The following is a 22,932-nucleotide window of genomic DNA, read 5'->3' on the forward strand; positions in this document are numbered from 1 at the left end:
AAACGAGGAATGCGATATGAGCGCACAATCCGCAGACGCACCGGTGGGGCGCGACAGCCCGATGGAGATTACCGCCGTGCATGTGGTCAACGGGCGACGCATGACGCCGCCCTGGCCCGAGGGTATGCAGGAGATCGTGCTGGGACTAGGCTGTTTCTGGGGGGCCGAGCGCCTGTTCTGGCAATTGCCCGGCGTGCATGTCACCGCCGTGGGCTACGCCGGCGGTGTCACGCCCAACCCGACCTATAAGGAAACCTGTAGCGGTCGCACCGGCCATGCCGAGGTGGTTCGAGTCGTCTTCGATCCCGCCGAGATCGAGCTCGACACCCTGTTGCGTCATTTCTGGGAAGCCCACGACCCCACTCAGGGAAATCGTCAGGGCAATGACATCGGGCCCCAGTATCGCTCGATCATCCTGAGCGTCGACGATGAGCAGCGTGCGACGGCCGAGCGCAGTCGCGACGCCTATGGCAAGGCCCTGGAGGCGCAGGGCAGAGGGCCGGTCACCACCGAGATCGCACCGCTCGAGACGTTCTACTACGCCGAGGAATATCACCAGCAGTATCTCGACAAGAATCCCGGCGGTTACTGCGGCCTCAAGGGCACCGGCGTTAGCTGTCCGATCGGCTGATGGCGGGCGTCGATGCCCGGGTACTCCAGGCATCGAGTTGTCGACCGACCCGCCGGGCGAGCCAGCTGGCGGGCCGGCCATTCTGCCACTCGACATAACCGACATGACCACCGTGGCGCGCGGTCTCCAGGCGGATGCCGGGACCGAGCGTCAGGCCGTTATACAGCCCCTGTGGCATGAAGGGATCATCGTCGGCATGCAGGATCAGCGTCGGCAGGGCGATGGTCTCCAGCAACGGGCCGGCGGCGGCGCGATGATAGTAGTCGGCCGCATCCTTGAAGCCGTGCAGCGGAGCGGTGATCGCATCGTCGTAGGCACGCAGTGTGGTAAACCGCGCCAGCTCATCACGGCTCAGCGTCAATGGTAGTTCCTGGCGCGCCAGGCGGGGTGCCACCTTGGCCTTGAGGGCTCCGAGCAAGTGTCGTTGATAGACCCTCGCCACGCCGCGTTGCAGGGTATCGGCACAGGCTGCCAGATCCACCGGGGGCGCCACGGCGATGGCACCGGTCAGGCCCAGCGCATTGTCGGTATCCTCGGCGACCAGCTTGAGCAGCATGTTGGCCCCCAGTGAAACGCCCAGGGCGACCCGCGGTGCCGCCGGGTATCGTTGGGCCAGGCTCTCCAGGCACCAGCGGGCATCCGCGGTATCGCCGCTATGATAAGCGCGAGGCAGGCGGTTGAGGCGAGTGCCGCAACCGCGAAAGTGCATCAGTACCGCCCGCCATCCCCGACGCTCGGCGGCATCCAACAGATGACGCGCATAGGGCGAATCCACGGATCCTTCCAGACCGTGGAACAGCACCAGCAAGGGTGTCTCATCGGCAAGGGCCGGGGCATCGACCCAGGCCAGCTCGACGAAATCACCATCGGGCAGCTCGAGTTGCTCCTCGATGAGTCGCGATGCCGGTTGGGGCAGGGCGCGTGGCAGCAGGGTCTGCAGGTGGCGATTGGCGAGCCAGGGTGGCGGTTTGAAGTCGGCGAGGTGGCGTCCGGTGATCATGCTTTGTCTTCCGGCGCGCTGGAATCCTCGCCCAGTGCCTGCCAGAGCACGTCCACGGCCTGATGTTCGACATGACGATGGCGGAACAGGCGAATCTCCAGCGGCACTTCCCAGCGCTCACTGCCCGCGGGCACCAGTTGCCCGGCGGCCAGGGCCGTTGCCACGCTGCGCTGCGGTAGCCATCCGAGTCCATAGCCAAGGCCCACCAGTTCACGGATGTTGCCGCTCTGGATGCTCTCGTTGAGCACGCTGAACGTCGGCGCATCGGGCAAGGCTTCGAGGTGGTGGCGAATGACCGTGTCGATCAAGCCCCGGGGATGATAGGCGATCAGGGGCAACGAACGGCGACCGGTACTTTCCAGATCGAAACGGGGCCGGCCATCGGCTTCCGGCAGCGAGACGGGAATAAGGCGTTCCTGGCCGAGCCGACGATACTCGAAGGCCTCGGCTTCGACTTCCAGGGGACAGTCATTGACCGGCCAGTAGCACAGCACCAGATCGCACTCGTCACGCCCCAGTGCCTGGAAATAGTCGTTCACCAGCCAGGCGGTGGCCCGAAGGTAAGGCTTTACCGGTGGCGGTGTCGACCAGCCGGCGAGCCATTCCGGCAGGAAGTTGGCCAGCAGACTCTGGGGAGCAGCCAGCCGCATCTTGCCGGCCTGGCTTTCGGCGAGGTGCCCCAGGCGTTGCCGGGTGTTGGCCACGCGTTGCGTCACATCCTGGCACAGCGTCAGAAACTCTTCGCCTTCGGGCGTCAATGACAGTGGTAGTGTCTGCCGGTTGACCAGGGTCGCCCCCATCTCCTCCTCGAGAAGTTTGATACGCCGCGAAAAGGTCGGCTGGGTGACATTCTGCTCGTCGGCCGCCCGAGAGAAGTGTCGGGTACGCGCCAGGGCGATGAAATCTTCCAACCAGCGTATTTCCATATCAGTCCTCAAGCCGTCGACCGGTCGGCGGGGTTGCCAGCGACCGGTCACGGCGTTAGACGTTTCAAATGCGTCTCGTAAAGTCGGGAGCGCCCGGATCATCGGGCCCTCGCCGGGATTCGAACGCTTGTATTATGCCAGAAACGCCAAGGACATCAGATACGCCCCTCTTCCACGGCATGACAGGCCACCTGGCCGCCATCGTCGGTGGCGATCAGGGCGGGCACTTCCTCGCGACAGCGGGTGTCGGCGTGGGGACAGCGGCCATGGAAGACACATCCCGAGGGCAGATGGACCGGCGTCGGCACTTCGCCTTTTAGACGAATGTGCTGCGGACGATCGTCTTCGAGTCGCGGAATGGCTGACATCAGGGCCTGGGTGTAGGGATGGCGAGGACGGGCGAAGAGCGTGGCCGTGGGCGCCACTTCACAGACCCGGCCGAGATACATCACTGCCACGCGGGTGCCGAAGTGCTCGACCACGGCGAGATCGTGGGTGATGAACAGGTAGGTGAGATTGTGGCGCTGCTGGGCCTCCATCAGCAGGTTGAGTACCTGAGCCTGAATGGACACGTCCAGCGCCGAGATCGGCTCGTCGGCGACGATGAACTCGGGGTCGACCGCCAGGGCACGGGCAATGGCGATTCGCTGGCGTTGGCCACCCGAGAATTCGTGGCCGTAACGCGGGCCCCAATCCGGATCGATGCCGACCGACAGCATGACCTCGTTGACCTTGTCCTTGATCCGCTGGGCCGTCCAGTCGGGATGATGCAGCCGGATCGGCTCTTCCAGGGTCTGCTGAATCGTCATGCGTGGATTCAGCGACGCATACGGATTCTGGAAGATCATCTGCATGCGTCGGCGATAGGGCAATAGCTGCTTGGTGGAGAGATCGTCGATACGCTGGCCAGCATAGTGGACCTCGCCGGCAGACGGCGTGATCAGGCCCATCACGGTGCGCGCCACGGTGGATTTGCCGCAGCCCGACTCGCCGACCACGCACAGCGCCTCGCCGCGCTGGATTTCCAGATCGACGCCATTGATGGCGTGCACATGCTCCTGATGACGAACCAGCTTGCCGCCCTTGAATTGGAGTTGTTCGAGAAAGTCGCCGGAGAGCGAGAAGCGCTTTTCCAGGCCGCGTAGCGCCAGCAGGGGCTGCGTCGCTTCCGAAACGGGGGATGTGGCGGTCGAATTCATCAGTCTTGCTCCTCGGCCGGAATGCGTTCGCTTTCAATCATTTCGGCGACCATGTGACAGGCAGCCTGGCAATTGCCGGATGTCACGAACTCGGGTACCTGGTCATGGCAGGCCTGGCGACGACTGCCATCGGCGCGCTCGACGAAGCTACAGCGCGGATGGAAGGCGCAGCCGCTCGGCAGGTTGGATAGCGATGGCATGCTGCCGGGGATCTGATTGAGCCGCGAACCGGGCGTGGCCATCTGCGGCAGGGCATTGATCAGGCCCTGGGTGTAGGGATGCTGCGGATCATTGATGATCTCGCGGGTCGGCCCCTGTTCAATGACGCGGCCGGCGTACATGACCAGCATGCGCTGGGTGACCTGACTGACCACGCCGAGATCGTGAGTGATCAGAATCAGGCCGACGTTGTGCTTCTCGCAAAGCTCGAGCAGCAGCGCCATGATTTCGGCCTGGATCGTTACATCCAATGCCGTGGTGGGTTCGTCGGCGATGATGATGTCGGGGTCGAGCAGCAGGGCAATGGCGATGATCACCCGCTGTCGCATGCCGCCCGAGAGCTCGTGGGGGTACTGATCGAGCCTGGCCTCGGGCGAGGGAATCTGGACCTGCTGCAGCTTGTTCAGCGAGATGCCGCGCGCTTCCCGCGTGCTGATCCGGCGGTGGGCCTTGAGGCATTCGACCATCTGCTCGCCAATGGTCAGCACCGGATTGAGCGTCATCATCGGATCCTGGAAGATCATCGACATGCGATGACCGCGCACCTTGCGCAACGCCCGGTCGCTCAGCGTCGTGAGCTCCTGGCCGTCGAAACGGATACTGCCGCCGGCGATGTAGCCTGGCTTGGCGATCAGGTTGAGCAGACTGAAGGCGGCCACCGACTTGCCGGCGCCGGATTCGCCCACGATCCCCAGGCGCTCGCCGCGGTCCAGGCTGAAGCAGACGTCGCGCAGTGCCCTGACATCGCCGCCACGCAACGCGAAGCGCACGTCGAGGTGATTAACGTCGAGTAGAGACATGAGATTCAGCCCTTGTAGAGTCGCGGGTTCAGCACATCGCGCAGCCAATCGCCGAGCAGGTTGATCACCAGCACCAGCACCACCAGCACCAGACCGGGGATCAAGGTGATCCACCAGGAGCCGGACTGCAGATAATCGAAGCCGGATTTGATCAGCGAACCCAGCGACGGCTGGGTCTCGGGCATACCGAGGCCGAGGAAGGACAGTGCCGCCTCCGAGATGATGGCATTGGCCACCTGTACGGTGGAGATGACGAAGATCGGCGACAGGGTATTGGGCAGAATATGCCGGAACATGATCCGCCGGCTCGGAAGGCCCATCACCCGCGCGGCATCGACGTATTCCTTGCCTTTCTCGGCGAGCACCGAGGCACGCACGGTTCGCGCATACTGCGGCCATTCGGCCAGGCCGATGATCAGCACCAGCAGCGGCACCGCATAGTCGCTGAAGGTGCCACCACCGAAGATCGCCTTGAACAGCGCGCCGACCACGATGGCCACCATCAGGGTCGAGAAGGAGAGCTGGATATCGGCCAGACGCATCAGGAAGGCATCGACGCGTCCACCCAGGTAACCGGCCAGCAGGCCGAAACAGATTCCGAGTGTCGCCTGCAGAGCCACGGCGCCAAAGCCGATGATCAGCGAGACGCGCGCGCCGTAGAGAATCGTCGACAGCAGATCGCGCCCCTGGGCGTCGGTTCCCATCAGGTAGGTTGGGTCGCTGCCGTCCACCCAGAAGGGCGGCAGCTCGGAAGCCAGGATGTCGATCTGCGCCAGATCGTAGGGGTTCATCGGTGCCAGCCAGGGAGCCAGGACGGCGGCGGCAACCAGCAGGATGAATACCAGCAGGCTGAGCTGGGCGATCAGGTCACGTTTGAAACTGTAGAGCAGGAAGGAATCGCGAAAGCGCTCCCACCGGCTCGCGGGTCGAGTCGTCAGCGTAGTCATGCGGGTTTTCCTGTCAGCTTGACGGTGGGATTGATCAGGCCATAGATCAGATCGACCAGGGTGTTGGTGATCACGAAGATCAGCCCCACGATCATCAGGTAGGTGACGATCAGAGGGATGTCGGAGCGCTCGATGGCATCGAGGAACATCAGTCCCATGCCAGGCCACTGGAACACCGTCTCGGTGAGGATGGTGTAGGCCACCAGGGTACCGATCTGCACGCCGCCCACGGTGATCACCGGCAGCATGGTGTTCTTGAGCGCATGCAGGAAATAGATGCGACGCGGCGAGATGCCCTTGGCGCGGGCGAACTTCACGTAGTCGGACTGCAGTACTTCGAGCATTTCGGCGCGGATCAGGCGGATGAACAGCGGCAGCATGATCGAGGCCAGCGAAATGGCTGGCAGCACCAGATAGGTCAACCCCTCGAGCGAGGCGAAGTTGGTTTCCCAGGTGCCGAAGACGTGCACCGGATCGCCGCGTCCATAGGCGGGCATGCCGCCCTCGGTACTGATCAGGTCGTTGAGCCAGGCGCCCCAGCCGGTATCCGCCGGAAAGGGCGACCAACTGACGCCAATGGCGAATATCTGGATCAGTACGATGGCGGTGAGAAACACCGGAATCGAGATGCCGACGATCGAGACGCCCATGAAGAAGCGCGACAGCCAGGCGCGTGGTTTGATGGCGCTATAGACGCCGATGGGCACCGACAACGCGATGATCAGGAAGGTCGTTGCGGCGACCAGCTCCAGGGTGGCCGGCAAGTGGCGCAGCACGACGTCAGTGGTCGGCTGGTTGAAGACGTAGGAATAGCCGAAGTCGAAATGCGCGGCATTGACGGCGAAGCGCAGGTACTGCACCAGGAAGGGATCGTTGAGGCCGAGCTCCTCGCGCAGGGCCTCACGCTCGCTCTCTGGCACAGACTGACCGACCATCTGCTGGATGGGGTCGCCCAGATTGTCTTGTATGGCGAAGGCGATCACACTGATGACGAACATCACCAGCAGCGCATGAAAGAGGCGCTTGATCAGAAAAGCGATCATGAGTGGCGTTCCATTTTCGAAGGGGGCTCGTTATTGACAGGGCCCGGTTCAGTCGGGAGCCGAGCACACCGAGACGCGCCCCTTGGCGGGGGCGTCTCGGCATTGGAGTGTCGAGCTGCCGGCCCTGGCTCAGTGCTGCCCAGGTGCCGGTTGGAAGGTGGTTAGTCTTCTTCCTCGACGACGAGATCCCCGAGGTAGGGGAAGTTCATCACGTTGACGATCGGCTCGAGGTCGACGTTGGTATCAGCGGCCCAGGCCAGATCCTGCCAGTGCAGCATGATGACAGCGGCATCGTCATAGACGATTTTTTCGGCCTGCTGGAGCATTTCGGCCCGCTTCTGCTTATCGAGTTCGACGTTGGCATCGGCCACTAGCTTGTCGAGTTCGGGGTTGCAGTAGTTGCTAGCGTTGTACTGGCCGGCACCGGTCTCGGGATCTGGACAGGCCGTCATGTACTCGAAGAAGTTGGCCGAGTCTTCAGTGTCGGCATGCCAACCGAGCATCATCATGTCGGCAGCGCGGTCATCGAGCTCGCCCCAGTACTGGGCCTTGGGTAGGGTCTTGAGATCCACCGTGACGTTGATGCGCGCCAGCATGGCAGCGATTGCCTGGGCGATCTTGGCATCGTTCACGTAGCGGTTGTTGGGCGCCATCATGGTGATCTCGAAGCCATCCTCATAGCCGGCCTCGGCCATCAGTTGCTTGGCCTTTTCCAGGTCGTAGCGAGGCTTCAGTTCAGGATTGTGTCCTGCATAGCCCTCTGGGGAGAATTGGGCCGCCGGGGTGGCGAAGCCCTTCATCAAGCGGTCGGCGATGCCTTCCTGGTTGATGGCATAGGCGAAGGCCTGGCGAACCCGCTTGTCCTTGAAGGGCTCGACACGGTCCTGATTCATGTAAAAGTAGATGATCCGTGTGCCGGTCATGGTGACCAGCTTGGCGTTGTCGTCCTCACGGACGCGTTCCAGGTCGTTGGGCGGCACCGGCGCGATGAAGTCGACATCGCCGGAGAGCAGGGCGGCCACGCGGGTGGCGTTCTCGCTGATCGGCGTCAGCTCGATCTTGTCGACATTGCCCGGGGACTGCTCGTCCCAGTACTCGTCGTTGCGCTCGAAGACGACGCGCACGCCTTGCTGCCTGTCGGTGACCTCATAAGGGCCGGTACCGGACAAGTGGCTAGAGGCATAGGTACTGCCTTGCTTGCTGATCGTCCCCTTGTCCTTGCCACTCTCATCTTCTCCAGAATAGAACTGGCTATCCATCGGGAAGATGTAGGTCGCCAGGTTGAGCAGCAGAGGGTAGGGCTTCTTGGTCTTGATCTCGACGGTATGCTCGTCGACCGCCGAGGCGCTCTCAATGGGTTCGAAGATAGCCTTGAAATCGGGGCTGCGCTTGAGACGCTCGATGGTCCAGACCACGTCCTTGGCGGTGAAGGTATTGCCGCTGTGGAATTCGACGTCTTCGCGCAGGTTCATGCGCAGGGTGGTGTCGTCGACCCGCTCCCAGCCGGTCGCCAGGCGCGGCTCGATCTCGAGATCCTTGTTCCAGCGCACCAGCGGGTCGAAGGTCATGTGCGACAGTTGCAGGATGCCGCCGGAGAGTTGCTGATGGATGTCGAGCGACACCGGGTCGGCGTCGTAGGCCATGCGCAGAGTGGTTTCGGCCTGGGCGGCCGGGGCGAGGGCAGCGGAGGTCATGGCGGCGCCGATGACGCTAGCCAGCAGAGTCTTCTTGATTGTCATGTGTCGTTCCATGCCGGATGGATTGTTATCGGTATCACGGCCGACGGTCGTGATGACCATTATGCTCCATTCACCAACATAGAGAGCTTTGAGGGAAGCGCACAATCGAAATTGTGACACGCCCCATGCGCCCGGCGAATAACGATGCCGGGCGCGAGGAGGGCGCTCAGTCTTCGCTGGCGGGCGTGACGCGATCGATGCGATACAGCTGAGCGACCTGGTCGAGGCCGTGGACACTGCATTCCAGGTCGGTGACGCGCCCATCGCTCAGGCCATAGACCCAGCCATGGACGGAGAGCTCCTGGCCACGTTGCCAGGCACGTTGAATGATCTTGGTACGGCACAGGTTCTTGACCTGGGCCTCGACATTGAGCTCGCACATGCGATCGACCTGCTCGTCCTGCGACAGTGAGGACAGCGAGGCACGATGCTGGCTGTAGAGGTCGCGTACCGAATGCAGCCAGTAATCGACGATGCCGCATTCGCCGCCGGTGACCGCGGCACGAATGCCGCCGCAACCATAGTGGCCGACGATCATGATGTGCTTGACCTTGAGCACATCCACGGCGAACTGCACCACCGAAAGGGCGTTCATGTCGTTGTGGTGCAGCAGGTTGGCGACGTTGCGGTGAACGAACACTTCCCCGGGCGGCAGGTCGATGATCTGATTGGCCGGCACGCGGCTGTCGGAACAGCCGATCCACAGGTATTCCGGGGTCTGCTGCCGTGCCAGGCGAGCGAAGAAGTCGGGATCGTCGCGACACATCTGCTCTGCCCAGGCGCGGTTGTTCTCCAGCAGGGTATCGATGTCATTGCTCATGGTCGGGCTCCGGCAAGGATGGGACGAAAGACGAAGGAGCCTTCTTTTACCGTCAGCGGGGATGCGGGTCAACCGCTCTCCCGGGGCGCCACCTTGGCTGGTATGATCGCGCCATTGCCCACAGGGCCTGGATGATGGGGCCCGACCGTTTACAGGAGAATCGCGTGTCAGATTTCGACTATGACCTGTTCGTCATCGGGGCAGGGTCCGGCGGTGTGCGTGCCGCCCGTACCGCCGCCGCCACAGGAGCCCGGGTCGCCGTGGCCGAGGACCGTTACCTCGGGGGCACCTGCGTCAATGTTGGCTGCGTGCCCAAGAAGCTGTATTCCTATGCGGCTCATTTCCATGAAGCCTTCGAGGACTCCGGCGGCTTCGGCTGGCAATTGGCCGAGGAGCCGTCATTCGACTGGGCGACCCTGCGCGACAACAAGATCGGCGAGATCAAGCGTCTCAATGGCATTTATGGCCGGCTGTTGGACAATGCCGACGTACGCCTGATCAATGGTCGCGCCAGCGTGGTCGACGCGCATCACGTCGAGGTCGGTGGCGAGACGCTCAGCGCCGAGAAGATCCTGGTGGCCGTGGGCGGCTGGCCCTGGGTGCCGGATTTCCCGGGCAACGAGCTGACCCTGAACTCCAATCAGATCTTCGACCTCGATGACTTCCCGCAGCGCTTCCTGGTGCTCGGCGGCGGCTACATCGCCGTGGAGTTCGCCAGCATCTTCAATGGCTTGGGCAGCGAATCCCATCTCGTCTATCGCGGCGAGCTATTCCTGCGCGGGTTCGACAACGAGGTACGCGAATTCACCCGCGACGAGATGGCCAAGAAGGGCGTCAACCTGCACTTCAACACCAACATCGAAACCATCGAGAAGGTGGAGACCGGGCTCAAGGTCACGCTCACCGACGGCCGCACGCTGGAGGTAGACGCGGTGCTCGCCGCCACCGGACGTCGGCCGCATCTGGCTGGGCTCGGCCTCGACCGGCTCGACGTTGCCACCAACGACGATGGCTCCCTCAAGGTCAACGAGCGTTTCGAGACCTCGGTGCCCTCGATCCTCGCACTCGGTGATGTCACCGGTGGCCCCGAGCTGACGCCGGTGGCGCTGGAAGAGGCCATGAAGCTGGTCGAGCACCACTTTGGCGACACCACCCCCGAGCCGCTGGATTATGAACGTGTGGCGACTGCCGTGTTTTGCCATCCGAACATCGGCACCGTCGGCCTCTCGGAAGAGGCGGCCCGTGAGCGTTTCGAGGCGATCCGCGTCTACAGTGCCGACTTCCGTCCCATGAAGCACACGCTCTCCGGCAGCAGCGAGCGCAGCCTGATGAAGCTGATCGTCGACGATGCCAGCGACGTGGTGGTCGGCGCCCACATGGTGGGCGAGGAGGCTGGCGAGATCATCCAGGGTATCGCCATCGCCGTGCGAGCCGGGCTGACCAAGGCACAGTTCGACCAGACGGTGGGCATTCATCCCACCGGCGCCGAAGAATTCGTGACCATGCGTACTCCGACACGCCGCTGACAGCCTTCAGGCAAGCTTGTCACAGTGATGTCATTCGGACGGGCCACCCTCAGGGGTGGCCCGTTGCGTTATACGTATGGCCAGGACGAATGTGGGCTAAACTGGGTTGTACGAAAGAGTTGTACGAAAGTCCTGCATTCGATGCTTTTCCGTACAAGACCTGCCAGAGGACATCCGGCAGTACGGTCGCTGGTGGTCGATGTCGAAAGGGAGGAGAGAGCCGCCACATACGCGGCCTGTGGAGTAGGTCATAATTTTCTATTATGGAACTCAGCGAGCAAGATAACCTGATTTTTGAAATGACCATAAGCGGCTGTTATGATGCCGATCAAATTCGCTACAGCGAACTACGACAATGAACGCAACTACAGAGCCCTTTACGCCCTCCGCCGACCTGGCCAAGCCCAGCGTGGCCGATGCCGTGGTCGGCCATGAGGCCTCGCCGCTCTTCATCCGCAAGCCAAGCCCCGATGACGGCTGGGGCATCTACGAGCTGGTCAAGTCCTGTCCCCCTCTCGACGTCAATTCCGCCTACGCCTACCTATTGCTGGCTACCCAGTTCCGCGACAGCTGCGCCGTGGCAACCAATGAAGAGGGCGAGATCGTCGGCTTCGTCTCCGGTTACGTGAAAAGCAATGCGCCCGATACCTACTTTCTCTGGCAAGTTGCCGTAGGCGAGAAGGCGCGTGGCACCGGCTTGGCCCGTCGCCTGGTGGAAGCCGTGATGACACGCCCGGAAATGGCCGAGGTACACCATCTCGAAACCACGATCACGCCCGACAACCAAGCGTCCTGGGGCTTGTTCCGCCGTCTCGCCGATCGCTGGCAGGCGCCGTTGAACAGCCGCGAATACTTCTCCACCGATCAACTCGGCGGTGAGCATGACCCGGAAAACCTCGTTCGCATCGGCCCGTTCCAGACCGACCAGATCTGAGCCGGGACGCCGCCTTGCCGGCCCGGTACGGGCCGGCGACCTGTCTTCTCGCTTTATCACTTTCATCCCACAGGAGGTCGCAATGCAGACCCAGATTCTCGAACGCATGGAATCCAACGTTCGGACCTACTCCCGCTCTTTTCCGGTGGTGTTCACCAAGGCGCGCAATGCCCGCCTGACCGACGAGGAAGGGCGCGAGTACATCGACTTCCTGGCCGGCGCCGGCACCCTGAACTACGGCCACAACAATCCGCACCTCAAGCAGGTGCTGCTCGATTACCTCGACAGCGACGGCATCGTCCACGGCCTGGATTTCTGGACTGCGGCCAAGCGCGACTATCTGGAAACCCTGGAAGAGGTGATCCTCAAGCCGCGCGGTCTCGACTACAAGGTGCATCTGCCTGGACCGACAGGCACCAACGCCGTCGAAGCGGCCATTCGTCTGGCCCGGGTCGCCAAGGGGCGCCACAATATCGTCTCCTTCACCAATGGCTTCCATGGCGTCACCATGGGCGCGCTGGCGACCACAGGTAACCGCAAGTTCCGCGAGGCCACTGGTGGCGTACCGACCCAGGCAGCTTCCTTCATGCCGTTCGACGGCTACCTCGGCAGCAGCACCGACACCCTCGACTATTTCGAGAAACTGCTCAGCGACAAGTCCGGCGGCCTGGACGTGCCCGCGGCGGTGATCGTCGAGACGGTGCAGGGCGAGGGCGGCATTAACGTCGCCGGCCTGGAGTGGCTCAAGCGTCTCGAAGGTATCTGCCGCGCCAATGACATCCTGCTGATCATCGACGACATTCAGGCAGGCTGCGGCCGGACCGGCAAGTTCTTCAGCTTCGAACATGCTGGCATCACGCCGGATATCGTGACCAACTCCAAGTCGCTGTCCGGTTATGGTCTGCCGTTCGCCCACGTGCTTATGCGTCCCGAACTCGACAAGTGGAAGCCGGGCCAGTACAACGGTACCTTCCGCGGCTTCAACCTGGCCTTTGCTACCGCCGCCGCTGCCATGCGCAAGTACTGGAGCGACGACACCTTCGAGCGCGACGTGCAGCGCAAGGCACGCATCGTCGAGGAACGCTTCGGCAAGATCGCCGCCTGGCTGAGCGAAAACGGCATCGAAGCCTCCGAGCGCGGCCGCGGCCTGATGCGGGGCATCGACGTGGGTTCCGGTGATATCGCCGACAAGATCACCCATCAAGCCTTCGAGAACGGGCTGATCATCGAAACCAGCGGCCAGGACGGTGAGGTGGTCAAGTGCCTGTGCCCGCTGACCATTCCTGATGAAGACCTGGTCGAGGGACTCGATATTCTCGAAGCCAGCACCAAGCAGGCCTTCGGCTGATCGCCTGAGGTGCGCCATCGGGCCTGTCCATGGCATCCTGTATCGGTCGGCCGCGCGCGGCCGACCAGTCATTGATTCACCGGAGAATCGACATGATCGTTCGCAATCTCGAAGAAGCGCGCCAGACCGACCGTCTGGTCACCGCCGAAAACGGCAACTGGGACAGCACTCGCCTGTCGCTGGCCGAGGATGGCGGCAACTGCTCCTTCCACATCACCCGCATCTTCGAGGGTACCGAGACCCACATCCACTACAAGCATCACTTCGAGGCCGTGTATTGCATCGAAGGCGAGGGCGAAGTGGAAACCCTGGCCGATGGCAAGATCTGGCCCATCAAACCGGGTGACATCTACATCCTCGACCAGCACGACGAGCACCTGCTGCGCGCCAGCAAGACCATGCACCTGGCCTGCGTGTTCACGCCGGGCCTGACTGGCAACGAAGTGCACCGCGAAGACGGTTCCTACGCACCTGCCGACGACCAGAAGCCGCTGTAACCCGACATGCTGTAACCCGACACAGTATTCTGCCGTCTCGCACGAGGAGCCCCCGGTCACCGATCGGGGGCTCTTTCGTTGGTCGTTCCGGCGTGGATTGCCAGTGGCTGGACGCCCCGGACGTTTCATGCCTACTATTGCATCATGATTGATTCATCGTCCAGAAGCTTCCAGCCCATCGAGGAAGTCGAGCTCGAGGAAGCTGAGGAGGAAGCTGAGAAAGGGGCATTGCCCAACGACCTGGTCAGCGAGTTGCTGCTCGGCATGCGCCTGAGCGGTATCCAGTATCGCCGCATACAGGCGGCTCCTCCCTTCGGCATCGGGGGCTTTGGTGCCAGCCCGGGGTGGGCCCACTTCCACTTCATCGCGCGAGGGCCAGTGTATCTGCGCAGCCCCGGTGGGGCCGTGCATCGGCTCGAGGTCGGTGACGCAGTGCTTCTGCCGCGCGGCGGCCCACACGAGCTGCTGTCGTCGCCGGAGCAATCCGCCAGCCGCGATATCGCCAGCTTCGTGGCCGCACCGCTCTGCAAGGCCGTCAGCGCGGTGCGCAACGGTTCTCCCGAAGTCTGTCAGGAGAGTGGGGCCGTCATCTTCAGCGGCTGCATGGAGTTCGATCTCGGTGGCATGCATCCGCTCGTCGGCCTGATGCCCGAAGTGATGCGTGTCGATACGCTCCAGGATCGCCACCCGGAGATACTGCCGATCCTCCAGGCGATGGAACGCGAAGCGCAAGCTGAACGGGCAGGCTTCGCCAGCATTCTGTCGCGACTCGCCGATGTCGTTTCCGCCTGCATCGTGCGTGGCTGGGTCGAGTGCGGCTGTGGCGACGCTTCCGGCTGGGTCGAGGCCTTGCGTGACCCACGCCTGGGGCGTGTCATTGCCGCTATGCATCGGGAGCCCGGCCGTCATTGGACGGTCGCCGAACTGGCGAAGCAGATGGGCAGCTCGCGCTCGGTCTTCGCTGAGCGCTTCCTGACAGTCACCGGTCTAACGCCGCATCGTTACATGACCGAGTTGCGCATGCGGCTGGCTACCCAGTGGATCGGACGAGACAGGCAGCCCATCGATGCTGTCGCCCAACGCCTCGGTTATGGTTCCCAGGCCGCCTTCAGCCGTGCCTACAAGCGTATAACGGGCCGCTCCCCTGGAGCGGTGCGTGCCGAAGGGCACCATCGCGAAGGGCCTCGGGCATGACTGCACGACAGTGCCTTACCCTGAGCCTCGCGGATGCCCGGCGCCTGTTGGCAGGCCATCATGGCCGGCCGGGCTCGCTGACGAGCGTGATTCAGCGCCTCGGCACCATCCAATTCGATCCACTCGCGCCGCTCGGCACCAATCCCGACCTGGTCCTGCAAGCGCGGGTGCCGGGTTATCGGCAGGGCGGCTGGCAGGATGCGGCCTATCGGCAGCGGCTGCTGGTCGATGGCTGGGACAAGCAGGCCAGCCTGATTCTGCCCGAGCACTGGTGGGCTCAAGCTCCTTTTCATCACTGGTTCGCCCGGCGTTGGCAACAGCGGGGCGTGGACATCGATTCGCCGGAAGCCCGGGACCTTCTCGATCAGGTAGGCCAGCGGGGACCCTCGACCAGTCTCGAACTGGGTGACCAGCGATCCGATCCGGCCTTGCGTGGCAGCTGGTATGGCCCCAAGCGTTCACGCCATCTGCTCAAGGCGTTGTGGGATTCCGGACGCTTGATGACGCATCATCGCGTCAACGGCCGCCATGCCTATGATCTGCCTGAACGCGTCTTGCCGAACGGCGCTTGCATGCCCCATACCAACGAAGATGATGCGCTGGAGCACTTGGTCGTGCGTCGCGTCCAGGCCGCTGGGCTATTACGGCCAACCGCCGATGCTGCCGTCTGGCTGCTGCCTTGCCAACGTGCCAAGCGCGATCGTATCGCGTCGCGAGCTATCGATCGGGGAAAACTGGTCGAGCTCGACGTGGAAGGCGAGCGCTATTGGGCCACTCCCGAGGCCATTTCGCTCCTGGATGACATCCCGTCATCACCCGGCGGCGAATCGGAATGCTGCATGCGCTTTCTCGCGCCTCTCGATCCATTGATGTGGGACCGACGAGGGATCTCCCGCGTGTTCGGTTTCGACTATGTGTGGGAGGTCTACAAGCCTCGCGAGCAGCGCCGCTGGGGCTATTATGTACTGCCGATCCTGTGGGGCGATCGCTTCATCGCGCGTTTCGACGCTCAATGCCGGGAAGGCATCCTGACCATTCACGCCTGGCACTGGGAGCCCGGCATCGTGCCATCCCGGCTTCCCGAAGGCGCCTCCGAGGCGCTACAGCGGGCCGCCGGCGATTTTCTCGATTACCTGGGAGCCAAGCGCGTCGTGCTGCCCAGGGGCCTGGGCCGTGAGGCTCGATATGCATGGCAAAGGGCGGCCAAATGACATATCGTCCCTTATACTTTCGTAGGCAAACGGATAGGACACACGACCATGAAACGGACCTTTCGCCTCGTCATCCCCGCAATGATGCTCGCCATGCCGATCGCCTTCAGCCAGCTGGCTCTTGCCACCGAGACAATGGACCCGCTTTGTCAGTCCAAGGTCGAAAACATCCAGAAGCAGCTTGGTATCGCCAAGGAGCACGGCAATGAGCATCGCGTACGCGGCTTGGAAAAATCTCTGGAAGGCGTGCGGCGCCATTGCAGCAACGAGCGGGTCATAGAAGACGCCGAAGAAGAAGTCAGCGAGAGCATGGAAGAGGTCCGGGAGCGCCAAGCTGAATTGGCCGAAGCGCAACGTGAAGGCGACACGGACGATATACGCAAGCGCAGCGAAAAGCTCGAAGAAGCCGTCATGGAGCTCGAAGAACACCAGGATGAACTGGAAGCGCTCCAGAACCAGCAATAGACAGCGCCCGGGAAGGATAGGTGGCCATGACGACGGGATTTTCCGCGTATATGGCCACTTGGCACATAGTGATGCTTATCTCTTATTTAACATAATATACATTCTGCGAACTAAGGCTGGAGCTGGGTTTGAAGCGGACTTCACGCCGGCCATCCAGATTAACGATCAAAAATTCGATACATCCTGGTATATACCGTCCGGAAATGGCGCTCTATCCTCCCGAGCCAACGACGTCATTTCTCAAGGACACAGGAGCTATCGATGAACGACATTTCGCCACGAGCTGCGCCGGCATGGAGCGCGGTCTTCTCGATGACGCTGGGTGTTTTCGGATTGGTCACGGCAGAGTTTCTGCCGGTGAGTCTGTTGACCCCCATGGCATCGGATCTCGGTATCAGCGAAGGCATGGCTGGCCAAACGGTAACGGCAACGGCCGTGATCGCTCTGGTGACCAGCCTACTGATCACGGCGGCGACCCGGAGGATCGACCGCCGGCATGTTCTGCTGGGATTCTCGACGTTGCTGATCGTCTCGAATCTCCTGGTGGCACTGGCGCCGAACATGCCGCTGCTGTTGCTCGGTCGCGTTCTGCTGGGCATCGCCCTGGGCGGTTTCTGGACCATGTCGGCGGCCACGGTGATGCGGCTGGTGCCCGAGGAAAGCGTGCCACGCGCGCTCTCGATGATTTTCAGCGGTGTGTCGGTGGCCACCATCGGCGCTGCACCCATGGGCAGTTTCTTCGGCGATATCATCGGCTGGCGGAATGTCTTCCTGATTGCCGCATTGTTTGGCGTGTTGGCCTTGCTGGTGCAATTCGCCACCTTGCCAGGCATGGCCCCGAACGCCCAGACACGCCTGAAAACCCTGGTCGAGGTGCTGCGGCGCCCGATGGTTGGGCTTGGCATTCTGGCCGCCGCCATGATCTTCGCGGGCCATTTCGCCTTCTTCACCTATATCCGCCCCTTCCTCGAAACCGTCACCCGCGTCGACGTGAACGGTCTATCCAGCATCCTGCTTGGATTTGGCCTGGCCAACTTCCTGGGAACTTTCCTGGGAGGCTTCATGCTTGAACGCAACATGCGTTTCACGCAGATCGTCATGCCGGCGACGATGGGAATCCTTGGCCTGGGACTGTCGGGCGTCGGCGGCATTCCCATGGTCGATGCACTGATGGTGGCGCTCTGGGGCATGGCATTCGGTACCGTTCCTGTCGCCTGGTCCACCTGGCTGACCCGCACGGTGCCCGATGAAGCCGAAAGCGCAGGTGGCCTGCTGGTGGCGGCGATTCAGTTCGCGATCGCCAGTGGCGCGGCCATCGGCGGCCTGGTCTTCGATACCAGCGGTGCCATCGGTGTCTTTGCGGTGAGTGGCGTCGTGCTGCTGATGGCGGCACTGCTCATCCTGTTCGGTGTCAGAACCCAGGCTGCCATTCCGACCTGATCGACACCATCAATGCATACTTGGGGCGCCATCATGGCGCCCTTCTTTTGCTCGTCATCAAGTCCTTCCCGTTCATATTTTCTGCTTGTCCAGCCTCTCGGCATGCGTTGTCCTACGGATCGTGCTCGGTTGACAGGCCCCTCTATCATGCTGGTTCGGGCCATCATCGTGGACAGCAGGAAGCCGGCTCCTTATCATCTCTGCAGCTCTTTTACTCGTTCACGTCAGTGCAAAAGGACACCCTCAATATGCCGAATCGCCCAATGTTGGTGCTATCGCTCTTCGGGTCAATGGCATTGCTCGGGGGCTGCGCCCACCTGTCTCCACAGGAGGAAACGCCGCCGCCAGTGACGGCAGCACAGTTCGAGGCCGGCATCCAGGGGCTGGAAAGCAGCCTTGCTGCTCGTTGCGAGAATCAGTCGCACCTGCTGTCGTTGCAGCGGATGGAACAGCGGACGCTGACGGCTGACGTGCGCGAGGTGGGCAGCTTGTTACGAGGCCTGCGCGGCGATATTGCCGCTCTTGATGACAACAATGACGAGCAGACCACCAAGGTCGTCACCGAGTGCCGGGCGGCCGATGACAGGCTGGCCAACAAGGAGCTCCTGGGTCGTAGCGAATGGATCGGCCTGCCGAACGTCGGTACCTATTTGCAGGCACGCGTGGATTCCGGAGCGGATACCTCGTCGCTCAGCGCCAGGGAGATCACCAGTTTCGAGCGGGATGGCGAAGATTGGGTACGCTTCAAGCTCGGCCTCGATGACGATGACAGTGTCGTCGATACGGTGCGCGGCAGCTGGGTCGAGGCACCGGTGGAACGCCGTGTCCGAGTCACACAGGCAACCGGAGAGGAATCCCGCCCAGTCATCGAATTGCTGATGACCCTGGGGCCGATCCGCGAAACAGTGGAATTCACGCTGACGGATCGCGCTCATCTCGATTACCCAGTTCTGCTCGGGCGGCATTTCCTGATGGATATCGCCATCATTGATGTCGCCGAGGACTTCCTCCATGAGCGTCCCAAGTTTCCCGATACGTCTGAACAGACGGACGCCGCCGAGCCGGCAGAAGACGAAGCACCCTGAGACCTGATATACGGATGTATTTCACCCTGATTTACCAAGGAAGTTGAGATGTCCCGACTGCCCTTCTATCTGATCGTTGCCTTGTTGCTGGTTGCCGGCATCGGTTTGAGCATTCATCGCCATGTCCAGTTCGAGGTTCCCTGGACGCCGGGCGAGCAACGACAGGTCTGGGAAATCGAGGCGCAGGTCAACTTTGTCGCCGAGGGTGGCCCCGCCAAGGTGGAAATGGCACTGCCCTCCACCCAGGAAGGCTTCCGGGTGCTGACCGAGCACACGGCTTCCCCCGGCTATGGTCTCTCGTTTCTCGAGGAGAACGGCAGCCGCCGCGCCCTCTGGACGGTCCGCGAGGCCTCCGGCAATCAGCAGCTCTATTACAGTAGCCGTATCCAGGTTGCTCCCCAGGCCCGCGCATCCGAGACTCCTCCTCCTTCGCTCGAACCCGATGTCGTCTGGGAGCGTCCTTACGATACGGCAGCCTCCCAGGTCATCGACCGCGCCTGGTCGCGCAGTGCTGATCCTTTTACCTTCACCCGCGAACTGGTCCGCGAGTTCAGCGAAGAGCGCCAGGGGGAAAACGCGCGCTTGCTGCTGACACAATTCGATCGTGTGCCACTGCTGGTCCGTCTGCTTAACCAGGCCGGTGTCCCGGCACGCGAGGTCAGTGGCCTGATGCTGGAGGATGGGCGACGCCGACAGAGCCTGACGCCCTGGATCCAGGTCTACGACGAAGATGAGCAGTCGCTCTTCAACCCGGCTACCGGCGAGCAGGGACACCCCGACAATCTCCTGTTGTGGGAGAACGCCGGCAAGTCGGTGCTTGAGGTTCAGGGCGGCACTGACTCTCAGGTCTATTTTTCCATGCTGTCGCGCAATCAGCCTGCCGGGGCCGCCGTGCGCAGCCGCATGGCCGAGGCTTCCGACACCATCCTCAACTTCTCGATCCACAGCCTGCCCCTCGAGGAGCAGGCGCTGTTCCAGACGATTCTGTTGATTCCCATCGGGGCGCTGGTCGTGGTCCTGTTACGTGTGCTGGTTGGCATCAAGACCTCGGGGACCTTCATGCCGGTGCTGATCGCCCTCGCCTTCATCCAGACCACTCTGGCCACCGGCCTGATCGGCTTCCTGCTGGTGGTGGCCGTGGGCCTGGTCATCCGTAACTATCTGTCCTATCTCAACCTGTTATTGGTGGCGAGGGTCACGGCGGTCATCATTACGGTGATCGCCATCATCTCGCTGTTCTCGGTGCTGTCCTACCGCATCGGGCTCAATGCCGGCCTGACCATCACCTTCTTCCCGATGATCATCCTCTCCTGGACCATCGAACGCATGTCGATCCTCTGGGAAGAGGAAGGCCCCAAGGAAGTCCTGATCCAGGGTGGCGGTAGCCTGTTGACCGCAGTACTGGCCTATCTGGCCATGAACAATCCCTGGATTCGCCACATCACCTTCAATTTCCTCGGCGTGCAGTTGATCCTGATGGCGCTGATTCTGATGCTTGGCAACTACACCGGTTACCGCCTGCTGGAACTGCGTCGCTTCAAGCCGGTCACGGAGGACTGAGCCGATGTGGACAACCCCCAGCAAGCTGCACGCCAAGGGCATCATTGGCATGAATCGGCGCAACATCCGCTATATCGGCCGCTACAACGACCGGCGGCTCTATCCGCTGGTCGATGACAAGCTGCAGACGAAACTGCTCGCTCAGCGCTACGACATTACCACGCCGGCGCTGATCGGCACGGTGTCGACCCAATTCGGCATCAAGCGCATGCGCGATATGCTCGATGGCCACACCGGGTTCGTCATCAAACCGGCCAAGGGCAGTGGCGGCAAGGGCATCCTGGTCGTCGAGCACATCGAGGGCCAGCATTACATCAAGCCCAGCGGAGCCCGCCTGACACTCAAGGATGTGGAGCGCCATGTGTCCAACATTCTCTCGGGGCTTTATTCGCTGGGTGGGTCACCGGACGTGGCGCTCATCGAGGGACTGATCAATTTCGACGAGACCTTCAACGAGTACACTTACGAAGGCGTGCCGGATATTCGCGTCATCGTATTCAAGGGCTACCCGGTCATGGCCATGATGCGACTTTCCACTGCCGACTCGGATGGCAAGGCCAACCTGCATCAGGGGGCGGTGGGCGTCGGCATCGACATAGCTTCCGGCCAGGCGATACGCGGCGTGCAATTCGACCGTTCACGTCACGACCACCCCGATACCGGGCACGAGCTGGCCAGCCTGCGAATTGCCAACTGGGGCACTTTGCTGAAGCTGGCGGCGAGCTGCTACGAAATGACCTCGCTGGGCTATCTCGGCACCGATATGGTGCTGGATCGCGATCATGGCCCCATGTTGCTGGAACTCAACGCGCGCCCTGGCCTGGCCATCCAGATGGCCAACGGCGAGGGCCTGCGTAATCGCCTGGATCTCATCGAGCAGCAGCCCGATGGGCTCGATGTCGAACAGCGGGTGGAATTTGCACAGCATCACTTCGCACGACGCAGCGAGCTGGATGCCAGTCGAGCGGCATCGACACAAATGGAATCGGCATGACACTGCTGCGTGCGATACCTGGCGATGGCGGTGTGCGGCGCGTAGAATGGGCCATCCACCCCGAAACCGCATGGCCAGCATGACCGATTCCCGCGCCTTGATGGACCAGGCAGAGCGACAGTGTCGTCGCCGTGGCGTCCGTTTCACGCCCATTCGCCAGCGAGTGCTGCAGATAATCGCCGACACGCGCGGCGGGCTGAAGGCCTATGACCTGCTCGACCGCCTCGCCACCGAGCATGCCTCTGCCCGTCCGCCCACGGTATATCGCGCTCTGGAATTCCTCATCGATCAAGGCCTGGTGCATCGCATCGAGTCGCTCAACGCCTATGTGGCCTGCCCGTGCCCCGAGCATGCCCACGGCTTTCAGCTTCTGATCTGTCGAGACTGCGGCCGTGTCGAGGAGCTTCACCTCGACGATATCAACGAGCAGTTGGGCCAACGCGCCCATGAGCTGGGCTTCACGGTGCAGCGTCAGACCATCGAGCTTCTCGGCCGTTGTGATGACTGCCATGCGGCCCCCCAGACCTGCTGAACCAAGCCGGAGCAGCCTCCATGTCAGATGTCTTGAAAGCGCTGGAAGGCGCCGCCCCCGATACTCGTCGCCCGCTCGGCGAAATCCTCGATGCTGTTCGTTTCAACGAGGCCGGCCTGATACCTGCCATCGCCCAGCAGCATGACTCCGGCGAGGTATTGATGATGGCCTGGATGAACCGGGAAACGCTGATGGAAACCCTGCGGACGGGGCGTGTTTGCTACTGGTCGCGCTCGCGTGGCAAGCCCTGGCGCAAGGGAGAGTCCTCCGGGCAACAGCAGCACCTGCGAGCGGCGAGCCTCGATTGCGACGGCGATACCTTGCTGCTGCAAGTCGACCAGACCGGACCGGCCTGCCACACCGGGCGTCGTAGCTGCTTCTACGTGACGCTCGATGCAGATGAGGCTCGTGTCACCAGCGAGCCGATGATCGACCCTCAAACCCTTTATGGCGACAAGACGCCCCACTGACGCCATGCACGTCCTCATTCGCGGCCTGCGCGCCGGGCTTGCCTTCATCATGATCGGCCTGGTGCGCCTCTACCAATGGCTGATCAGCCCCCTGCTCGGCCCACGCTGTCGTTACTGGCCAAGCTGCTCCCATTACACTATCGAAGCCCTGCGTGTACACGGCCCACTGCGCGGCGGCTGGATGGCGATGCGGCGCATCCTGCGCTGCCACCCGGGTGCTGCGGGGGGCATTGACCCCGTACCCGGCGGCCCCAGCGAACGGTTATGCCAGGAAGACCCCGAACTGGATGACGATTTCCGCTGCCGATAGCGAAAGCCCCTACTGCCACCGGTTCCATCCTGCTCTGGAGCC

Annotated in this window: 23 protein-coding genes; 15 read left to right on the forward strand and 8 right to left on the reverse strand. The window is 62.3% G+C overall.

Features of this window, described 5'->3' with window-relative positions:
* Positions 1-16 precede the first annotated feature (16 nt).
* The gene (gene msrA, locus FZZ93_RS11045) at positions 17-631 is read left to right on the forward strand and encodes a peptide-methionine (S)-S-oxide reductase MsrA (RefSeq protein ID WP_149322387.1); all 615 of its coding nucleotides are present in this window, start codon (positions 17-19) and stop codon (positions 629-631) included.
* Here msrA and FZZ93_RS11050 read toward each other — a convergent pair.
* The 8 genes from FZZ93_RS11050 to can form a co-directional block, all read right to left on the reverse strand.
* Positions 612-1,631, reverse strand: coding sequence for a hydrolase (locus tag FZZ93_RS11050; RefSeq protein ID WP_149322388.1), 1,020 nt, complete (start codon positions 1,629-1,631; stop codon positions 612-614). The genes msrA and FZZ93_RS11050 overlap by 20 nt on opposite strands.
* Complete coding sequence (locus FZZ93_RS11055) at positions 1,628-2,557, reverse strand: LysR family transcriptional regulator (RefSeq protein WP_149322389.1); 930 nt, start codon at positions 2,555-2,557, stop codon at positions 1,628-1,630. The genes FZZ93_RS11050 and FZZ93_RS11055 overlap by 4 nt, the downstream gene beginning before the upstream one ends.
* Positions 2,558-2,712: 155 nt before the next feature.
* On the reverse strand, positions 2,713-3,756 hold the full coding sequence (locus tag FZZ93_RS11060) for an ABC transporter ATP-binding protein (RefSeq protein WP_149322390.1): 1,044 nt from the start codon (positions 3,754-3,756) through the stop codon (positions 2,713-2,715).
* Positions 3,756-4,775 (reverse strand): ABC transporter ATP-binding protein, encoded by a 1,020-nt coding sequence (locus tag FZZ93_RS11065; protein WP_149322391.1) that lies wholly within the window; start codon positions 4,773-4,775, stop codon positions 3,756-3,758. The genes FZZ93_RS11060 and FZZ93_RS11065 overlap by 1 nt, the downstream gene beginning before the upstream one ends.
* Before the next feature lie 5 nt (positions 4,776-4,780).
* Positions 4,781-5,722 carry an ABC transporter permease gene (locus FZZ93_RS11070; protein WP_149322392.1) on the reverse strand — a complete coding sequence of 314 codons (942 nt, stop codon included), beginning with the start codon at positions 5,720-5,722 and terminating at the stop codon, positions 4,781-4,783.
* Positions 5,719-6,765, reverse strand: a complete 1,047-nt coding sequence (locus tag FZZ93_RS11075; RefSeq protein ID WP_149322393.1) for an ABC transporter permease — start codon at positions 6,763-6,765, stop codon at positions 5,719-5,721. The genes FZZ93_RS11070 and FZZ93_RS11075 overlap by 4 nt, the downstream gene beginning before the upstream one ends.
* A gap of 161 nt (positions 6,766-6,926) precedes the next feature.
* Positions 6,927-8,504, reverse strand: coding sequence for an ABC transporter substrate-binding protein (locus FZZ93_RS11080; protein WP_187774515.1), 1,578 nt, complete (start codon positions 8,502-8,504; stop codon positions 6,927-6,929).
* A 166-nt stretch (positions 8,505-8,670) separates the two neighbouring features.
* A complete protein-coding gene (gene can / locus FZZ93_RS11085; protein WP_064698455.1) occupies positions 8,671-9,324 on the reverse strand; it encodes a carbonate dehydratase in 654 nt (217 codons plus the stop codon).
* Between the two features lie 164 nt (positions 9,325-9,488).
* On the opposite strand from can, the gene gorA reads away from it, so the two are divergent.
* The 14 genes from gorA to yidD all read left to right on the forward strand — a co-directional run bounded on the left by gorA (position 9,489) and on the right by yidD (position 22,890).
* Positions 9,489-10,850, forward strand: coding sequence for a glutathione-disulfide reductase (gorA, locus tag FZZ93_RS11090; RefSeq protein ID WP_246146189.1), 1,362 nt, complete (start codon positions 9,489-9,491; stop codon positions 10,848-10,850).
* A 355-nt stretch (positions 10,851-11,205) separates the two neighbouring features.
* Positions 11,206-11,784, forward strand: coding sequence for a diaminobutyrate acetyltransferase (gene ectA, locus FZZ93_RS11095; protein WP_013332344.1), 579 nt, complete (start codon positions 11,206-11,208; stop codon positions 11,782-11,784).
* An 82-nt stretch (positions 11,785-11,866) separates the two neighbouring features.
* Complete coding sequence (ectB, locus tag FZZ93_RS11100) at positions 11,867-13,132, forward strand: diaminobutyrate--2-oxoglutarate transaminase (RefSeq protein ID WP_149322395.1); 1,266 nt, start codon at positions 11,867-11,869, stop codon at positions 13,130-13,132.
* A 92-nt stretch (positions 13,133-13,224) separates the two neighbouring features.
* Entirely contained in the window at positions 13,225-13,629 is a 405-nt protein-coding gene (locus FZZ93_RS11105) for an ectoine synthase (RefSeq protein WP_149322396.1), read from the forward strand.
* A 144-nt stretch (positions 13,630-13,773) separates the two neighbouring features.
* Complete coding sequence (locus tag FZZ93_RS11110) at positions 13,774-14,823, forward strand: AraC family transcriptional regulator (protein ID WP_149322397.1); 1,050 nt, start codon at positions 13,774-13,776, stop codon at positions 14,821-14,823.
* Positions 14,820-16,034 carry a DNA glycosylase AlkZ-like family protein gene (locus FZZ93_RS11115; RefSeq protein ID WP_149322398.1) on the forward strand — a complete coding sequence of 405 codons (1,215 nt, stop codon included), beginning with the start codon at positions 14,820-14,822 and terminating at the stop codon, positions 16,032-16,034. The genes FZZ93_RS11110 and FZZ93_RS11115 overlap by 4 nt, the downstream gene beginning before the upstream one ends.
* Positions 16,035-16,082: 48 nt before the next feature.
* Positions 16,083-16,499, forward strand: a complete 417-nt coding sequence (locus tag FZZ93_RS11120; RefSeq protein WP_149322399.1) for a DUF1090 domain-containing protein — start codon at positions 16,083-16,085, stop codon at positions 16,497-16,499.
* A 261-nt stretch (positions 16,500-16,760) separates the two neighbouring features.
* Positions 16,761-17,939, forward strand: a complete 1,179-nt coding sequence (locus FZZ93_RS11125) for an MFS transporter (RefSeq protein ID WP_149322400.1) — start codon at positions 16,761-16,763, stop codon at positions 17,937-17,939.
* Between the two features lie 248 nt (positions 17,940-18,187).
* Positions 18,188-19,024: an ATP-dependent zinc protease family protein gene (locus FZZ93_RS11130; RefSeq protein ID WP_149322401.1), complete on the forward strand. Its 837-nt coding sequence runs from the start codon at positions 18,188-18,190 to the stop codon at positions 19,022-19,024.
* A gap of 48 nt (positions 19,025-19,072) precedes the next feature.
* The gene (locus FZZ93_RS11135; protein ID WP_149322402.1) at positions 19,073-20,584 is read left to right on the forward strand and encodes an inactive transglutaminase family protein; all 1,512 of its coding nucleotides are present in this window, start codon (positions 19,073-19,075) and stop codon (positions 20,582-20,584) included.
* 4 nt (positions 20,585-20,588) lie between these two features.
* A complete protein-coding gene (locus FZZ93_RS11140; protein ID WP_149322403.1) occupies positions 20,589-21,578 on the forward strand; it encodes an alpha-L-glutamate ligase-like protein in 990 nt (329 codons plus the stop codon).
* A 79-nt stretch (positions 21,579-21,657) separates the two neighbouring features.
* A complete protein-coding gene (locus tag FZZ93_RS11145; RefSeq protein WP_149322522.1) occupies positions 21,658-22,110 on the forward strand; it encodes a Fur family transcriptional regulator in 453 nt (150 codons plus the stop codon).
* A 20-nt stretch (positions 22,111-22,130) separates the two neighbouring features.
* Positions 22,131-22,580 carry a phosphoribosyl-AMP cyclohydrolase gene (gene hisI / locus FZZ93_RS11150; protein WP_149322404.1) on the forward strand — a complete coding sequence of 150 codons (450 nt, stop codon included), beginning with the start codon at positions 22,131-22,133 and terminating at the stop codon, positions 22,578-22,580.
* Between the two features lie 4 nt (positions 22,581-22,584).
* Positions 22,585-22,890 carry a membrane protein insertion efficiency factor YidD gene (gene yidD / locus FZZ93_RS11155; RefSeq protein WP_187774516.1) on the forward strand — a complete coding sequence of 102 codons (306 nt, stop codon included), beginning with the start codon at positions 22,585-22,587 and terminating at the stop codon, positions 22,888-22,890.
* Positions 22,891-22,932 lie beyond the last annotated feature (42 nt).

It is taken from the genome of Halomonas eurihalina, assembly GCF_008274785.1.
In the GTDB taxonomy this organism is placed as follows: Bacteria; Pseudomonadota; Gammaproteobacteria; order Pseudomonadales; family Halomonadaceae; genus Halomonas; species Halomonas eurihalina.

Bases quoted from the DNA above. Each gene is read 5' to 3' on its own strand.
- ectA (WP_013332344.1), top strand. From the start codon at position 11,206: ATGAACGCAACTACAGAGCCCTTTACGCCCTCCGCCGACCTGGCCAAG.
- FZZ93_RS11135 (WP_149322402.1), top strand. From the start codon at position 19,073: ATGTCCCGACTGCCCTTCTATCTGATCGTTGCCTTGTTGCTGGTTGCC.
- FZZ93_RS11050 (WP_149322388.1), bottom strand. From the start codon at position 1,631: ATGATCACCGGACGCCACCTCGCCGACTTCAAACCGCCACCCTGGCTC.
- can (WP_064698455.1), bottom strand. From the start codon at position 9,324: ATGAGCAATGACATCGATACCCTGCTGGAGAACAACCGCGCCTGGGCA.
- FZZ93_RS11075 (WP_149322393.1), bottom strand. From the start codon at position 6,765: ATGATCGCTTTTCTGATCAAGCGCCTCTTTCATGCGCTGCTGGTGATG.
- hisI (WP_149322404.1), top strand. From the start codon at position 22,131: ATGTCAGATGTCTTGAAAGCGCTGGAAGGCGCCGCCCCCGATACTCGT.
- FZZ93_RS11060 (WP_149322390.1), bottom strand. From the start codon at position 3,756: ATGAATTCGACCGCCACATCCCCCGTTTCGGAAGCGACGCAGCCCCTG.
- FZZ93_RS11145 (WP_149322522.1), top strand. From the start codon at position 21,658: ATGACCGATTCCCGCGCCTTGATGGACCAGGCAGAGCGACAGTGTCGT.
- yidD (WP_187774516.1), top strand. From the start codon at position 22,585: ATGCACGTCCTCATTCGCGGCCTGCGCGCCGGGCTTGCCTTCATCATG.
- FZZ93_RS11115 (WP_149322398.1), top strand. From the start codon at position 14,820: ATGACTGCACGACAGTGCCTTACCCTGAGCCTCGCGGATGCCCGGCGC.
- FZZ93_RS11140 (WP_149322403.1), top strand. From the start codon at position 20,589: ATGTGGACAACCCCCAGCAAGCTGCACGCCAAGGGCATCATTGGCATG.
- FZZ93_RS11080 (WP_187774515.1), bottom strand. From the start codon at position 8,504: ATGACAATCAAGAAGACTCTGCTGGCTAGCGTCATCGGCGCCGCCATG.
- FZZ93_RS11105 (WP_149322396.1), top strand. From the start codon at position 13,225: ATGATCGTTCGCAATCTCGAAGAAGCGCGCCAGACCGACCGTCTGGTC.
- FZZ93_RS11130 (WP_149322401.1), top strand. From the start codon at position 18,188: ATGCCGAATCGCCCAATGTTGGTGCTATCGCTCTTCGGGTCAATGGCA.
- FZZ93_RS11125 (WP_149322400.1), top strand. From the start codon at position 16,761: ATGAACGACATTTCGCCACGAGCTGCGCCGGCATGGAGCGCGGTCTTC.
- FZZ93_RS11070 (WP_149322392.1), bottom strand. From the start codon at position 5,722: ATGACTACGCTGACGACTCGACCCGCGAGCCGGTGGGAGCGCTTTCGC.
- FZZ93_RS11110 (WP_149322397.1), top strand. From the start codon at position 13,774: ATGATTGATTCATCGTCCAGAAGCTTCCAGCCCATCGAGGAAGTCGAG.
- FZZ93_RS11065 (WP_149322391.1), bottom strand. From the start codon at position 4,775: ATGTCTCTACTCGACGTTAATCACCTCGACGTGCGCTTCGCGTTGCGT.
- ectB (WP_149322395.1), top strand. From the start codon at position 11,867: ATGCAGACCCAGATTCTCGAACGCATGGAATCCAACGTTCGGACCTAC.
- FZZ93_RS11120 (WP_149322399.1), top strand. From the start codon at position 16,083: ATGAAACGGACCTTTCGCCTCGTCATCCCCGCAATGATGCTCGCCATG.
- msrA (WP_149322387.1), top strand. From the start codon at position 17: ATGAGCGCACAATCCGCAGACGCACCGGTGGGGCGCGACAGCCCGATG.
- FZZ93_RS11055 (WP_149322389.1), bottom strand. From the start codon at position 2,557: ATGGAAATACGCTGGTTGGAAGATTTCATCGCCCTGGCGCGTACCCGA.